The 14,745-nt window shown below is 67.6% G+C and carries 14 protein-coding genes and 1 tRNA gene; 9 read left to right on the forward strand and 6 right to left on the reverse strand.

The genetic code is table 11. The features are described from left to right. Window positions 1-172: 172 nt before the first annotated feature. Window positions 173-249 (forward strand) — tRNA-Cys (locus AUR65_RS07160). 60 nt (window positions 250-309) lie between these two features. Here AUR65_RS07160 and AUR65_RS07165 read toward each other — a convergent pair. Beyond that, complete coding sequence (locus tag AUR65_RS07165) at window positions 310-3,915, reverse strand: tetratricopeptide repeat protein (RefSeq protein ID WP_233194328.1); 3,606 nt, start codon at window positions 3,913-3,915, stop codon at window positions 310-312. 216 nt (window positions 3,916-4,131) lie between these two features. Here AUR65_RS07165 and AUR65_RS07170 point away from each other — a divergent pair, with 216 nt between their 5' ends. Further along, complete coding sequence (locus tag AUR65_RS07170; protein WP_058566189.1) at window positions 4,132-4,986, forward strand: hypothetical protein; 855 nt, start codon at window positions 4,132-4,134, stop codon at window positions 4,984-4,986. Between the two features lie 12 nt (window positions 4,987-4,998). Here AUR65_RS07170 and AUR65_RS07175 read toward each other — a convergent pair whose 3' ends face one another. From AUR65_RS07175 to AUR65_RS07185, 3 genes are all read right to left on the reverse strand, one after another. Then, entirely contained in the window at window positions 4,999-5,226 is a 228-nt protein-coding gene (locus tag AUR65_RS07175; protein WP_058566190.1) for a hypothetical protein, read from the reverse strand. Window positions 5,227-5,275: 49 nt separating this feature from the next. Continuing rightward, window positions 5,276-7,861 (reverse strand): heavy metal translocating P-type ATPase, encoded by a 2,586-nt coding sequence (locus AUR65_RS07180; RefSeq protein WP_058566191.1) that lies wholly within the window; start codon window positions 7,859-7,861, stop codon window positions 5,276-5,278. Window positions 7,862-7,999: 138 nt separating this feature from the next. After that, the gene (locus AUR65_RS07185) at window positions 8,000-8,599 is read right to left on the reverse strand and encodes an AsnC family transcriptional regulator (protein WP_058566192.1); all 600 of its coding nucleotides are present in this window, start codon (window positions 8,597-8,599) and stop codon (window positions 8,000-8,002) included. A gap of 132 nt (window positions 8,600-8,731) precedes the next feature. Between AUR65_RS07185 and AUR65_RS07190 the strand changes: the two genes are divergently transcribed. The 3 genes from AUR65_RS07190 to AUR65_RS07200 all read left to right on the forward strand — a co-directional run bounded on the left by AUR65_RS07190 (window position 8,732) and on the right by AUR65_RS07200 (window position 9,640). Continuing rightward, window positions 8,732-8,929 carry a CopZ family metallochaperone gene (locus tag AUR65_RS07190; RefSeq protein WP_058566193.1) on the forward strand — a complete coding sequence of 66 codons (198 nt, stop codon included), beginning with the start codon at window positions 8,732-8,734 and terminating at the stop codon, window positions 8,927-8,929. A 57-nt stretch (window positions 8,930-8,986) separates the two neighbouring features. After that, window positions 8,987-9,169, forward strand: coding sequence for a hypothetical protein (locus AUR65_RS07195; protein WP_058566194.1), 183 nt, complete (start codon window positions 8,987-8,989; stop codon window positions 9,167-9,169). A gap of 111 nt (window positions 9,170-9,280) precedes the next feature. After that, window positions 9,281-9,640: a hypothetical protein gene (locus AUR65_RS07200; RefSeq protein WP_058566195.1), complete on the forward strand. Its 360-nt coding sequence runs from the start codon at window positions 9,281-9,283 to the stop codon at window positions 9,638-9,640. An 18-nt stretch (window positions 9,641-9,658) separates the two neighbouring features. Here AUR65_RS07200 and AUR65_RS07205 read toward each other — a convergent pair whose 3' ends face one another. Further along, a complete protein-coding gene (locus AUR65_RS07205; RefSeq protein WP_058566196.1) occupies window positions 9,659-10,282 on the reverse strand; it encodes a GNAT family N-acetyltransferase in 624 nt (207 codons plus the stop codon). 123 nt (window positions 10,283-10,405) lie between these two features. Here AUR65_RS07205 and AUR65_RS07210 point away from each other — a divergent pair, with 123 nt between their 5' ends. The 4 genes from AUR65_RS07210 to AUR65_RS07225 all read left to right on the forward strand — a co-directional run bounded on the left by AUR65_RS07210 (window position 10,406) and on the right by AUR65_RS07225 (window position 14,155). Beyond that, window positions 10,406-10,942: a DoxX family membrane protein gene (locus tag AUR65_RS07210; RefSeq protein WP_058566197.1), complete on the forward strand. Its 537-nt coding sequence runs from the start codon at window positions 10,406-10,408 to the stop codon at window positions 10,940-10,942. Window positions 10,943-11,172: 230 nt separating this feature from the next. After that, window positions 11,173-12,162 carry an FAD-dependent oxidoreductase gene (locus AUR65_RS07215; RefSeq protein ID WP_058566198.1) on the forward strand — a complete coding sequence of 330 codons (990 nt, stop codon included), beginning with the start codon at window positions 11,173-11,175 and terminating at the stop codon, window positions 12,160-12,162. Further along, window positions 12,159-13,274, forward strand: coding sequence for a FecCD family ABC transporter permease (locus AUR65_RS07220; protein WP_058566199.1), 1,116 nt, complete (start codon window positions 12,159-12,161; stop codon window positions 13,272-13,274). Before AUR65_RS07215 ends, AUR65_RS07220 begins: the two co-directional genes overlap by 4 nt. Beyond that, window positions 13,274-14,155 carry an ABC transporter ATP-binding protein gene (locus AUR65_RS07225; RefSeq protein ID WP_058566200.1) on the forward strand — a complete coding sequence of 294 codons (882 nt, stop codon included), beginning with the start codon at window positions 13,274-13,276 and terminating at the stop codon, window positions 14,153-14,155. Before AUR65_RS07220 ends, AUR65_RS07225 begins: the two co-directional genes overlap by 1 nt. A 72-nt stretch (window positions 14,156-14,227) precedes the next feature. Here AUR65_RS07225 and AUR65_RS07230 read toward each other — a convergent pair whose 3' ends face one another. After that, window positions 14,228-14,701 (reverse strand): FKBP-type peptidyl-prolyl cis-trans isomerase, encoded by a 474-nt coding sequence (locus AUR65_RS07230; protein WP_058566201.1) that lies wholly within the window; start codon window positions 14,699-14,701, stop codon window positions 14,228-14,230. Window positions 14,702-14,745 lie beyond the last annotated feature (44 nt).

Below are 14,745 nucleotides of genomic sequence, written 5' to 3' on the forward strand. Positions count from 1 at the left end.
AAAGCCCACTAGACTTCGGTCTAGTGGGCTTTTTTCATTTACAGCGAGCGGCACGCACGTCCGCTCGACTCCCTACACCAACAGCGACCGCGTCGAGTCGAGACCTCGAAAACGCCCGACTCAGGTCGTACACCGTCAGGCTTAAGCACAAGACAAGGATACCAGTAACTGCGCCAAGGTGGCAGAGTTCGGCCCAACGCATCCGCCTGCAGAGCGGAACCCCCGCCGGTTCAAATCCGGCCCTTGGCTTTTCTCTTCGAGTGCAAGCCCGTGAGCGACGCGTCTCGACCCGAATAGCGACCGGCGACGTTACTGCACGAGCTGTGCTTCCAACGCGCCGACCGCCTCGTCGTCGTCGAGTTCGCGTGCGAGTTCGAGGGCGTCGAGTGCCGTCTTCCGCGCTCGAACCCCTGCTTCGACGGACGAAAAGCAGGCAGTAGCACGCCGCAGTTCGGCGAGTGCCTCGGACGCATTCCCTGTTTCGCAAAGTGCGCCGGCGTACTGTCGGCGGCATCGACCTTCGAGGACCGCCGTTGGGGCAGATTCGATTGCGGTTTTGAGTAGCGAGCGGCCGTCGTCGGTCTCCCCCGACTGCACGTACACGTCTCCAAGGGTCATGCTCGCGAGCGCCTCCGGTTCGTCACCAAGCGTCGCCGCTCGCTCGTGGGCCCGTTCTGCGACCGCGCGGGCATCGTCGAGTTTGCCGCTGTCCAAGAGAGCGCGGGCCCGAACGGTTTGGAGTTCAGTCCGCTTCGACTCGTTTTCTTCGAGGAGTTCGATAGCGCGGTCCGCGTACTCGATAGCCTCTGCTGACTCGCCGAGTTCTTGGAGTGTCTGGGCGAGTCCGTAGTACACGTCCCTTCGAATCCAATCGAACTCCGGGTCTTCGACGTCGTCGAGGAGCGATTCGTAGCGCTCGCGTGCGTCGCCGAGCGCCCCGCGGTCGAACGCTATCTTACCGAGGTTGTTCGATGTCGAGGCGACGCCGATGGAATCGCCAATCTCGGCACGGATATCGAGCGCTAACCGAGAGTAGCGCTCCGCTTCGTCGAGTGTTCCGCTCTCGAGTTCGATACGACTGAGGACGGCGAGACTCAGGGCCTCTCCCCACGGATACTGGATGTCTCGCCGGATTTGGAGGCTCGTGCGGGCGTGCGCCGCCGCTGATTCGAACTCTCGGAGCGTTATCTCGACGAGTCCGAGGTTTGCGAGCGTGCTCGCGATTTTCGTGTCGTCTCCGACGTCACGGCGTATCTCAAGTGCTTGTTGATAGTAGGCTTTCCCGGGCTCTGGGTTATCTGTCTGTGCTTCGATAGCACCCAGCGCGTTCAACACGTCACTTCGGCCCACGTCGTCGTCGATTCGGTTGAACCGTTCGAGGGCTTCCTGTGCGTACTCGCGTGCGCGCTCGAACGACCCGCGGTAGCGTTCGACTTCGGAGAGTCCGGCGAAGCCGTCGGCGCGCGCGCGGACCAGCATCGTTTCGTCGAAGTCTTCGCCGTCGAGCGACGCGAGCGACTCGAACTCCCGCTCGGCGCGTTCGAGTTCGCCGCCGTTGACGAACATGCGAGCGCGCCACCGACGCACGTCGAGTCGGAGGTCGTCGTCGCACGCTCGCGGCACGTCGACGTTCGAGAAGTCGGTCTCGGCGTACAGTTCCGAGAGCGCCGGGTTGTTGACGCCGAATTCGAACACGCCGCGGACGAGTCGCTCGCCCCACGCCGCGGGGTCGTTCTCGATGGTGCGAACGATATCGGCGGTCCCGCCGAACACCGATTGGACGGCCTGCCGCGCGTCGTCGTCGTCGACGAGCGAGCAGAGCGCGTCGAGACATCGCTCGAACCGACGACGGGCGCGGCGTTCGGATTCGAGGTCGAGCAATCGCTGGAGGAATCGCGCGGACCACGTCTCGTGGACCGCCCGGACCCGCTCACCGCCGGCGTCGTCGCCGAACGCGGAGTAGAGGACGGACCGCTCGAGGGCGTCGAGGGCTTCCTCGACGACCGATTCGTCGTGTCTCGACTCGCTGAGTGCGTACGCGAGCGGGGGCGAGACGCCGACGCCGGAGGCGTTCAGGAGGTTCACGAGGACGCCAACGTCGACCCCGAGGCGCTCGTCGACGCGTTCGAGGTCGGCGTAGACGGAATCGATGTCGTCGAGGAGGCTCGTCGGGGCGGCCTCACCGGTCGCCGGTTCGGCGTGCCGGGCGAGCCGGTGGAAGAAGAGATACATCTCGCCGGGTTCGAGGTCGTCATCCCCGCTCGGGGAGAGTTCGTCGGGGTCGATATCGACCTGTGTCCCGACGGTCGCCTCGAAGTGATCGACGAGTCGGGCCCGTTCGCGGGCGTCGACGACGGGGACGGAGACCACGTCTATCGACTGGGTGCGGTGGGATTCGAGGCGGGCGGACCCGCGGAGCGAGCCGTCGCGCCACTCGTTTTCCCGGCTGTCGAGGAGGAACGTCACGCGGTCGTCGTCGTCGAACTCGCGGACGAGTTCGAAGATGCCGTTCGCCTCGCTTCGGGTCGCGTCCTCGACGACGACGAGGACGTGTCCCTCGGCCTCGGCGAGGTACGACCCGAGGTGTGCCGCGGAGGTAAACGGGTCGCGCTGGCCGGACTTCCGGTAGAGCACGGGCCCCTGTTCGCGCTCGTACCATCGGCACGCGACGGACATACAGACCGTGCTCTTTCCCGCCCCAGGTGGTCCCGTCACCACGTGGTCTGCCCCAGAGCGAAGCCGCGAGAACAGGTCGTCGGTCACGTTCTCGCGTCCGTCTTCGGCCGGTCGCTCGCGGTCGAGCGCGTACCCGACGCGGACCTCGCCGAGGTCGAATCCAGCGCGCCAGCACGCGAGCGGTGGCGAGACACCGACGCGGTCGAAGTACGCCGGTGAGAGCCGAACGAAGCCCTGCGACCGGAGCGTCGTGGGGAGCGACGGCCCGCGAACCGACAAGTCCGTGCCGGCGTCGTCTGTGCCGTCCTGCGACTCGGTCGTCGTCGATTCGGCGCTCGCACCGTCGGGTGTGCCGTTGGAGTCGGTCTCTGCTTCGGGTGCAGACTCGGATGGGAACGGCTCCGAATCGGGTTCGTTTGGGGTCCCCGCTTCGGCCGCTTGCGCGTCGTCGCCGATGGTTCCGTTGAGGTCGAACGGCGTCGCCGCCTTCCAGACGGATTGCACGCGGCTCCGGGCCCACGCCACGGCGCGCTCGCTCGTGTTCTCGATGACACAGCGGGCGCGGGCGTCGTCACCGTAGGCGACGACCGTCATCTGAGGCGTCCCGTCGAGCGTCGTCTGCGCGATGGCGAACGGGGGAACGTCGCCGACCCGAAGCTCGCAGTCGGCGACGGTTTGGACGGTTTCGAGAAACGCCGGATACGCCCGCCACATGGCGGTGACGACCGATTCCGGCGCGACGAACCGACAGGAGTGGCCGTCGACGAGCCACGACGTGCATCGGTCGACGAACGTCTGACTCGGCAGGAACGGGAGGACGAACGTCCCGTTGTTCGTCGCCGACAGCCTGTTGCCGAGCGCGTCGAACGGGTGTGACACGCGCGGGCCGGTCAGCAGTTCGTCGGCCCCGACGACGGCCTCGACCGGAAGCGGGTAGTCGGCGGCGGTTCCGGCGGCGAACGAGTCGAGTTCGAGCACGTCGGCGGCGGCGTCGCGGGCGGTCCGAAACAGGGAGACGAGCTGTCGGCCCTTCAGCGACGTGGTGTAGTCGCCGTCGTCCAGGACGAGTCCCGCGGCGGTCAGGTCGCGTATCGCGCGGTCGACCGTCGACCGGGAGTGCGGAAGCGACTCGGTCAGGTCGCGCTTGTCGAGGCGCGCGCCGTCGAGCGCGTCGAGGAAGTCGAACCGGTCGGAGACGAGTTCCAACTGTTCCATCACGTAGTCGTCCTCGCGCGTCACGACGCGCTCCCGGGTCGGTTCCGTCGAACGACTGGTCCGTAACTCATGATACGCCCGTTCGGCCGACAGATTCAAAAAGTCTCGTCAACCTGTAACCGCGACTGCCCTCCGGCCCCACCGTATTGAGGGTGAGAGTCGCCGCCGGCGGTCGCGCGACGCGGTGACATGCTCCGAGGAAAAGTAATCGTTATACGCCGCGTGGCCCATGCCGAAACCATGCAACGACGCGCCGCGGTCATCTCCGTCGTGTTCTTCCTGGTCATCGGTGCCGGTGCATACTCGCTCATCGCGACTGCATCGACGCCGTCGGTCAGTTTCGAGAACCCCGAGTACTCGCTGGCACAGGGAGACGAGTTCTCCGTCCCCGGTAGCGACCAGGCGTACACAGTATCGTCGATAACCGAAGAGGAGGAGTCGGGCGGCCACGGTGGCGGCACCACGCTGGTTCGCTCCGGTGAACTCACCTACGTGAACGACTCCGCTCGCTTCACCGAGACGTGGGACAACGAGAGCACCGTCACGCTCGACGGCACGGACTACCGTGTCGAAATCGCCAACGTCTCCGACCCCACCGAAGCGACGCTGGTCGAACTGTACAACGAGACCGCAATCCTCCGTGAGGACCCGAACGCCGACAACGAGACCGTCACCCGAGACGGCGAGCGCTACGTCGTCGTCAACGACTCGACGCTCGTCTCGGTCGATGAGTACTTCCCGGCGAACGAGACGCGCACCGTCGCCGAGGGTGACTCCTTCGACTACAACAACCAGTCTGTCACCGTCGACGCCGTCGAGACCTCCGGCGTGACCATCGAGTGGTTCGCGTCCGAGGAGAACACCGTCACCGTCGATAACGAGGCGAACCTGACCCTCTCGGGACAGCAGTACCTCGCGTACTTCCCGGACGGCGAGACGCTCGTCCTGACGCAGGACTACGACAGCTACCAGGCGCAACTGTCCGAAATCGACAGCTTCCACGAGACGGAAAACGGCCTCTGGGGCATCGCCATCGTCTCGTTCACCACGGTCATTCTCCTCATCGGCATGGCGTTCCTCCCGTCGCGGTACTGAACGCCTCGCTCGTCACCGTTTTTCGCGCGCCTCACTCGCCCCGAGCCACGCGACTCCGGCACCGATGACGACCGACGACAGCGACCCGAGTATCTGGAGCGCCGCGACTGCGACGACCGACCCGCCGCCTGCGTAGCGCCACGGGGCGCTCACGAGCGTTCCGAGGCCGACGAGGACGAGGAACACGCCGACGGCGACCAGGAGCCACGGCGCTGGCCCCGCAGAGGTTCGAGTGGACATACCCTGAAAGAATCGCCGCGCGAGGAGAAAAATGAGGTGGCGGAGCGGACTACCGCCGGAGGAAGTCGAGGAAGCGGTAGTCGTGGTCCGGCGTGTAGGTCCGGAACAGGAGGCTGTTCGTGAGGACGGACACCGACGAGAGCGCCATCGCGCCCGCGGCGAACACCGGCTGGAGCAGGCCGAGCGACGCGAGCGGAATCATCGCGGTGTTGTAGCCGAGCGCCCAGAACAGGTTCTGTTTGATTTTGGCGAGCGTCCCCGCGGAGATGCGGATGGCCTTCACCACGTCGAGCGGATCGTCGCGCATGAGCGTCACGTCGGCGGCCTCGATGGCCACGTCGGTGCCGGAGCCGAGCGCCGTGCCGACGTACGCGGCGGCGAGCGCGGGCGCGTCGTTGACGCCGTCGCCGACCATCATGACGCTCGTGCCGTCGGCCTGCAGGGACTCGACGGCGTCGGCCTTGTCCTCGGGGAGGACGCCGGCGCTGACGTTCTCGGGGTCGATACCGACCTGTTCGGCGACGGCGCGGGCGGTCCGCTCGTTGTCGCCGGTAATCATGTGGACGGTCGCGCCGCGGTCTCGGAGCGCGGCGACGGCCTCGGCGGCCGACTCCTTGATTTCGTCCGCGTCGGCGACGACGCCCGCGAGGTCGCCGTCGACCGCGACGAGCATCGCGGTCTTGCCCTCGCTTTCGAGGTCGCGGAGCGCGTCTTCGGCCGGCACGGGGTCGACGCCCGCGTCCGAGAGGAGCTTGCGGTTACCGACGAGGACGGTCTTCCCCTCGACGGTCGCGCGAATCCCGTGCCCGGGGACGTTCTTGAAGTCTTCCGGGTCGGCGAGGTCGAGGCCGCGGTCCGCCGCGCCGGACACGATGGCGCGGGCCAGCGGGTGTTCGCTGTTGCGCTCGGCCGAGGCGGCGTACCGGAGCACCGCGTCTTCGTCGAGCGTCTCGTCGTCATCGGCGGTAACGACGCCCGAACCGTCGGCGGCGGGGCCGACGGCGACCACGTCAGTCAGCGTCATCTCGCCTTTGGTGAGCGTGCCGGTCTTGTCGAAGACGACGGTGTCCACGTCTTTGACGCGTTCGAGCACGTCACCGCCCTTGAACAGGACGCCGTTGCGCGCGCCGATTGCCGTCCCGACCATCGTCGCGGCCGGGGTGGCGAGGCCGAGCGCGCAGGGGCAGGCGATGAGCACGGCCGAGGCGAAGACGACGACGGCGAACTCGAACGTCGAGACCGCGCCGCCAGCCGCGACGGGGCCGCCCGCGACGAGTCCCCAAAGCGGGAGCGACCGGATGAAGCCGGCGAGCGCCTCGGGGAAGAGGAACCAGACGACGCCCCACAGGAGGGCGTTGGCGATGACCGCGGGCACGAAGTACGCCGAGATGCGGTCGGCGAGGTTCTGAATCTCGGGCTGGCGGCCCTGCGCCTCCTTGACGAGCGAGACAATCTGCTGGATTGCGGTCTCGGAGCCGACCTTGGTCGCTTCGACCACGAGGACGCCGTTTTGGTTCACCGTCGAGCCGACGACCTCGTCGCCTTCGGCCTTCGAGACGGGGACGGACTCGCCCGTGACCATGGACTCGTCGACCGCGGAGTCGCCGTCGACGACGACGCCGTCGGTCGGAATCTTCTCGCCGGGGCGGACCTTCATGCGGTCGCCGACCTCGACCTCGTCGAGGGGGACCTCGCGTTCGGTCCCGTCGTCGTCGACGAGCGTCGCGGTGTCGGCTTCGAGTTCGAGGAGCGTCCGGAGCGCCTCAGACGCCTGTCCCTTCGAGCGCGCTTCGAGGTAGTTCCCGAGCGTGATGAACACCAAGATGAGCGCGGCGGTGTCAAAGTAGAGACTGCCGGCGAGGAGGCCGACGAGGACGGCGACGGAGTAGAGGTACGCCGTGGACGACCCCATGGCGATGAGCACGTCCATGTTGGCGGTGCGGTTCCGGACGAGCGCCGTGTAGGAGTTCTCGTAGAACTCGCGGCCGAGGTAGACCTGCACCGGCGTGGCGAACGCGAAGCCGACCCAGCCGACGGGGACGCCCGTGCCCGGAATCGTCTCGGGGAGGCCGCCGCCGAACAGTTCGACCGCGAGCATCGCGAGAAGCGGGAGCGACAGCGCCGCGCCGAACAGCGTCAGGCGCTTCTGTCGGCGAATCTCGTCGTTGCGGGCGGCGTCGCGGGCGTCCTCAGCGGACTCCTCGCCGTCGTCGTCTTCGCGGACGGGCGTGTAGCCGGCGTCTTCGACCGCCCGGTACATGTCGTCGAGGCTCGCGTCGGCGGGGTTGTAGGTGACGTGGGCCTCGTCGGTGGCGAAGTTGACCTCGGCGGCGACGACGCCGGGAACCGACTCCAGCGACTTCCGGTTCGCGTCGGCGCAGTTCGCACAGCTCATCCCGGTGATGCCGATGGTCCGGGTTTCCGAGAGCGCCTCGTAGCCGGCGTCCTCGATGGCGTCGTATATCTCGCGAAGCGATACCTCCTCGGGGTCGTACTCCACGGAGCCCTCGTCGGTGGCGAAGTTGACGCTGGCGCTCGTCACGCCGTCGAGCGCCTCCAACGCCTCGCCGACGGTGCGCGAGCAGTTCGCGCAACTCATCCCGCGGATGTCTAGGTGGGCCGTTCGGCTACTCATCTTATCTACACCTACGTGCCCCTCTCTTACCTCGATTGCCCCTTCAGAACCGAGCGCCCGAGCGGGTCGGAACTTTGGATTCGAAACCGCCGATTCCGACGCTCAGTCGCCGCCTGCACCACCTCGTCGCCAGCCCGGTCAGTCGTCGTTCGCGCCGGCTTCGAGGCGGTCGTATCGGTCTTCGAACCGGCCGAGACAGGACGAACAGCAGAAGTGGTAGAGCGTCCCGCCGATGCGGGCGCTTTCGCCCTCGCTCGTCACCGTGTTGCCGCACTCGGCGCATTCGAGGGCGAACCCGGTCCCGTTGACCGTCGGCGTCCACTCGGCGGACTCCACGAGGCTCACCTCGTAGTCGCGGACCCGCGAGAGGTCCACGAGGTCGTCCAACTGGGCGCGGACGGAACTCCCGTCGAGTCGGGCGTGAGCGGTCACCTCGCCGTCGGCCGCGACGAACAGGTGTTGGACCGGGTTGGCCGCGCGGAGGGCGTCGCGGACCTCGTCGACGAACTCCGGGCGGACGGTCAGCCTGACGAGGACGGGCGTCCCGCCCGAGAGCGTCGATTGGTCGAGGTCGACGGTGAAGCGGCGGATGATGCCCTCCTCTCGGAGGCGGTCGATGCGGTCGGAGACCGCCGGCGCGGAGAGGCCGACTTCGGCGGAGATGTCGCTGAAGGGTCGGCGGGCGTCTTCGGCGAGGAGTTCGAGGATGTGGAGGTCGGTTTCGTCGAGCGCGCGCATGCGCCTCGGTAGGGGCCGCGATGTCATAGGTGTTCCTCGCGTTCGGCTTTCGATTCGAAAGTCGAAGTCGGCCGGTCGGCGAACCGACGAAAGGGCAATCCACTAAATCGAGAAGCCCCTACTTCGAACCGTATGCCGACCACCCTCACCGTCACCGGAATGACCTGCGAACACTGCGAACAGCGCGTCGCCGACGCCCTCGCCGGCGTCGACGGCGTCGATGACGCGACCGCCGACCGCGAGACGGAGCGCGCGACCGTCGAGGGCGACGCCGACACCGACGCCCTCGTCGCGGCCGTCGAAGACGCGGGCTACGACGCGAGCGCCTGAACTCGGTTCGACGCGCCGACCTGAACCGTTTTAGCCGGCGACCCGCTACGCTCGATTATGCACGCGCGGTCGTGGGCGACTGTCCTGTTCGCGCTCGTCATCGGACTCCTCCTCGCGCTCGGCGTCGTTCGACTCGCCGCCGGCGACACCGGCGACTTCGCGCGGAACGCCGGTATCGCCGCCCTGCTGACCGTCTTCGCCGTCGCGCTGGTCAGAGACTGGGAGACGAGCGCGGACTGAGCGCCCCGTGCGGCGACCCCCGACCGCGTCGGCTCCGCGACCACATATCAATCGGTTGTCTCTCACTTCGGCTGCAGACGGTTACAAGAGGCCGCGGTTCGAACCCCGCTTGTGTCTCCACCGAGCGACGACGACTTTCGCACGCACTCCCCGACGGACCCGATAGACGACACGCCCACCGTCTCGTGTTCGCGGTGCGGCGAGGAGTGGGACCTCTCGTACGAACTGGACGAGCTACAGCTCGGCAATCAGTCGGTCGAGCAGTTCGCGCTCGACCACCGCCGCCACACCGGCCACTTCCCGGACGGCGTCTCGCCGTGGGTCGTCAGCTGTCGGCGGTGTCCCGACGGCGAGCAGTTCCTCTCCGAGACCAGCGCCCGCCGGTGGGCCCGCACGCACGCCCGCCACACGCGACACGAGGTGTCGATGGACCACGCCGACGAGGACGGCGTCGTCATCGCACCCGAGTGAGGTGCGGCGGGAGCCCGGTCATCCTTGACTCTCGGGTCGGGTCGTCGGCCGTGCGGCCGGCGGGACCGGCGACGTCAGGTCGAGACGCATCTTCGCGTCCGTGCTGTCTGAGGTAACCGTCTCGAATCCGAGTTCGCGGTAGACGTGGACGGCCCGCTGATTCTCGGGGGCGACGTGGAGAACGAGCGCCTCGTGCCCGGCGTCGGCGGCGTCGGCGGCGACGTGACGACACAGTTCGGTCCCGATGCCGCGGTCGTGGCTGTCCTGATGGACGAACACCGCTAGCTCCGGCTCCGGGTCGTCGCTCGCGACGTACGTGGCGTGGCCGACGATACCCCGGTCGGCGACGGCGACGAAGTTGCGGCCGCGGTCGACGAGGGTCGCGAGCCACTCGGCGATGCGCGGCCCCCGCTCCGGCGGCAGTCCCATCGACCGGGCGTCGGGGTCGTAGTCGCGGTACATCTCGGCGAGGGCGTCTCGGTCGGCGTCGTCGTACGGGCGGACGACGAGGCCCCGCCCGTCTTTGCTGACGAACCGCGGGCACCGAGGGGGATAGTGCGGCGTCCCGACGCACCGACTCGCGTCCCAGAACCCGTCGGACCCGCCCGCGCCGTTCGGCCCGTCAACGTCCGTCTCTCCCATACAGGAACGGCGCGAGCGCGACCCTTGAGGGCGGCCGCCGATTCCCAGTTTCCGAGGATTCGAAAATCGGTCCGGATTTATAACCTCCCGGCGGCCCACGCTTCACATGTGAGGTGACAGACGATGGCCGCAACCGGCGAAATCGAGATGCTGGGGAACCGGATGGAGTTCGACTACGCCGAGGGCGTCACCGGCTACGTGCTCGTGTTCGCCCGAATCGTCACGGGGTACTGGTTCCTCCACGCGGGGGTGACGAAGTACCTCGCCGCCGAGCCGTTTAACGCGGGCGGCTGGCTCGTGAACGGCACCACCGGCGCGCCCGGCCCGGTCCACGCGTTCCTCGCGTGGGTCGGCCAGACGCCGCTGATGCTCGAGTTCACGAACTTCATGGTTCCGCTGGGCGAGACGCTCATCGGGTTCGCGCTCATCACCGGGGCCGCGGTCCGCCTCGCCGCCGCCGGGGGGACGTTCCTCATGACGTTCTTCTACCTCGGGAACGCCGACTGGGGTCACGGGCTGGTCAACGGCGACCTGCTGGGGCTCGTGATGTTCCTCGTGGTCGGCGCGCTCGCGGCGGGCCGCATCCTCGGCCTCGACGCGTACCTCGAGGAGATGGAGTTCGTCCGTCAGCGACCGAAGCTCCGGTACCTCCTCGGCTGAGGGGGACCGTTTCCGACCGCGTTCGACCGCCTTTTCTCTCGGACGACGTCGCCGAAGATTCCCCCGACGCGGGTCCCTGCGGGCCGTTCTCAGCGTGTCGCTGGATTTAGGAGTCCCTAAAATCCGAAAGTGGTTTATTGTATTAGGGACGCCTAAAACGTATGAACGAAGACGGAGCCGGCTTCGACCACGCGTTTCGACGGGCTGTTCTCACGGGGGCGGTCTGAGCCGTGACCGACAAAGGCACCGAACCCGATTCGACGGACGTGGTCGTCGTCGGCGGCGGTCCCTCCGGGTGCGCCGCGGCCGTCTTCACCGCGCGATACGGCCTCGACACCGTCGTTTTCGACCGGGGCAACGCCGCCTTCCGTCGGTGTGCGTACCTCGAAAACTACCTCGGCTTCCCCGCCGGCATCGGCGTTGACACGTTCACCGCGCTCATGCACGAACACGTCGCCGAAGTCGGCGCGGACTACGTCGCGGACATGGTCGTCTCGGTCGAGCGACTGCGCGACGACGAGACGAGTACGGACGCGAGCGGGGACGAGTCGGACGTGTTCGACGCCGACGCCCGGCGGTTCGTCGTCCACACGCAGGACGGCCGCCGGGTCGAAGCCGACTACGTCGTCGCCGCCGCGTGGTACGACGGCGACTACCTCCGCGGCCTCGACGACGACGACGCGATGTTCGAGGAACACGACCACCACGGCGAGGTCCACGAGCACTTCGATTCCGACTACCCCGACGACGACGGGCGGACTCCCGTCGAGGGGCTGTACGTCGCCGCGCCCTCGGGCGACCGGAACGCGCAGGTCGGCATCGCCGCCGGACAGGGCGGTCACGTCGCCCGGTGTCTCATCGAGGACCGCCGGCGCGAGCGCGGCTTCCCCGGCGACCTCGCGCGCCACTACGACTGGCTCCGCGCCGACACCGAGTTCCAAGGCGAGTGGGGCGACCGCGACCGCTGGCGCGAGTGGTTCGAAAGCGAGGTACCGGCCGACGCCGACCTCGACGACGAGCGCCTCGCCGAACTCCGCGAGACCTACATCGACCGGGCGTTCGACACCCGGCGGACCGACCACGAGGTCGAGGCCGCCGAACCCCGCGGCATCCGGCGACTCGTCGAGACCATCGGCACGGAGCGCGTCCTCGACGCGCTTTCCGACGAGACGCTCGCTGACTACCTCGACGGGCGCGAACTCGGAGGTGTCGAGCAGTGAGCGGGACGACGCCGACCGAACAGTCTTCGGGGTCGGTACTGAATCGGCTGTTCGGCTGGATAGACGGCTCGCTCCTGTCGCTTTGTCTCGCCAGCCTCGTCGTCGTCGTGGCCGGCGGCCTCGTGCAGGTCAGTTTCGGCGCGTTCTCGATGACCATCGGCGAGGCGTGGCGCGCCGTCTTCGACCCGGCTGTCATCTTCGACCCGCAGGTCTGGCAGGTGTTCCTCCTCGGCGGCGAACTCCCCGAACTCGGCCGCCAGACGCTCATCGTCTGGAACATCCGGCTCCCGCGGGTGTTCGTCGCCGTCCTCGTCGGCGCGAATCTCGCCATCTCGGGCGCGATTTTCCAGGCGGTCACCCGGAACGAACTGGCCAGTCCGTTCATCCTCGGCGTCTCGTCGGGGGCCGGACTGCTCATCCTCCTCACGCTCGTCGTCTTCTCGGGGCTCGCGGCGTACCTCCCGCTTCTGGCGGCGCTCGGCGGGATGTTCGCGTTCGTCCTCGTCTACCTCATCGCGTGGAAGAACGGCACCTCGCCGGTCAGGCTCGTCCTCGCGGGCGTCATCGTCGGCACCGTCTTCCAGAGCCTCCAGACGGGGCTGTTCTTCTTCGTCGACGACATCGGCGTCGTCCAATCGGCCATCGCGTGGACGACCGGGTCGCTCACCGGCACCGACTGGGAGCAGGTCCGCATGGCCCTGCCGTGGTCGATTATCGCCGTCGGCCTCGCGCTCGGAAGCTCCCGACAGCTCAACGTCCTGCTTCTGGGCGAACAGACCGCCCGCTCGCTCGGGATGTCCATCGAGAAGGTCCGATTCGCCCTCTCGGGCGTCGCGGTCCTCGCGGCCGCCGCGAGCATCGCCGTCGCCGGCATCGTCGGCTTCGTCGGCCTCGTCGTCCCGCACCTCGTGCGGAACGTGGTCGGCAGCGACTACAAGCGGCTCGTCGTCGGCTGTCTGTTCGCCGGCCCGGCGCTGATGGTCGCCGCCGACGTGGGCGCGCGCCTCGCGCTCAACCCGATTCAGCTCCCGGTCGGCGTCGTCACGGGCCTCGTCGGCGGGCCGTACTTCCTCTATCTCATGCGCAAACAGCAGAACATCGGTGAAGTGTGATGTCGAACCAGCAATCAGGAGACTCCCAACAGATGGTACAACACGGCGAAACGGACGCGAACGCGGACGGACGCGCGAGCGTCGAAGACGGCTCGACACGCGAGAGCGCGCTCACCGGCGACGCGCTCGAACTCTCGTATCCGACGAGCGAGGAGCCGGTCGTCGAGTGCGAGCGAATCGACATCCCACGCGGCGAAATCACGGCGCTCGTCGGGCCGAACGGCTCCGGCAAGAGCACGCTCCTGAAGTCGCTCGCCAAACAGCTCTCGCCCGACACCGGGAACGTCTACCTCGACGGGAAATCCATCAGCGAGTACGACGACAAGGCGTTCGCGCGCGAGTTGGGGATGCTCTCTCAACAGCACGACTCGCCCACGTCGCTCACCGTCGAGGACCTCGTCTATCACGGCCGATACCCGCACCGGAGCTTCTTCGAGCAGGTCAACGACGACGACCACCAAGCGGTCGAACGCGCCATCGACCTCGCCGGCGTCGAGCACATCCGCGACAAGCAGATCGGCAACCTCTCGGGCGGCCAGAGCCAACTCGCGTGGATTGCGATGGTGCTCGCACAGGACACCGACGTGCTCCTCCTCGACGAACCGACGACGTACCTCGACCTGCACCACCAACTCCGCGTGCTGGAGACGGTCCGCCAACTCAACGAGGAACGCGGCGTGACGGTCGCGGTCGTCCTCCACGACATCGCGCAGGCGGCGCGGTTCGCCGACTACCTCGTCGCCATGCAGGACGGCGAACTGTACGACTGGGGCCCGCCACGCGAGGTCGTCACCGAGGAACTCCTCGCCGACGTGTTCCGCGTCGAGGCCGCGGTCAACTACACGCCAGACCCCGAAATCGTCCCGAAGCACTCGCTGTAGCGCGGTTCGACGCTCTTTCTTGCGAGTCCGTTCCATCGCTCCATCACAACTGCCCCGCCCGCCCGCGAGCGCCTACTGAACGGCGACGATTTCGATGTCGAAGACGAGCGTCTTCCCCGCGAGTTCGTGGTTGAAGTCGACTTCGACCTCGTCGTCGTGGACGGCGGTAACGTCGCCGTGGAGGCCGTTTTCGGCGTGGACGTGTAGGCCGACCTCGGGCTCTTCGCCGACCATCCCCTCGAACGTCTCGGGGTCGTAGGTCCGAATCCGGTCGGGGTCGAACTCGCCGTAGGCGTCCGCCGGTGGGACGGTCACGGTCGCCTCCTCGCCCGCCGACATCCCGACGACGGCCTCGTCGAGACCCGGGATAATCTGGCCCGCGCCGACGACGAACGTCTGGGGGGCGTAGTCGTCGCGGTCCTTCTCTTGGGCCTCGAACAGGCCGTGTTCGACCGCGACCTCGTACCGCGAGGTGTTGAAGACGGTCCCGTCTTCGAAGCGTCCGACGTACGCGAGCGCGACTCGGTCTCCCGATTCGATTGCCATAGCGGGGGTCGGCGGAGGACGCGCATAAAAGTCGTCATCGAGGC

The organism is Haloferax marisrubri (genome assembly GCF_001469875.2).
Taxonomy (GTDB): Archaea; Halobacteriota; Halobacteria; order Halobacteriales; family Haloferacaceae; genus Haloferax; species Haloferax marisrubri.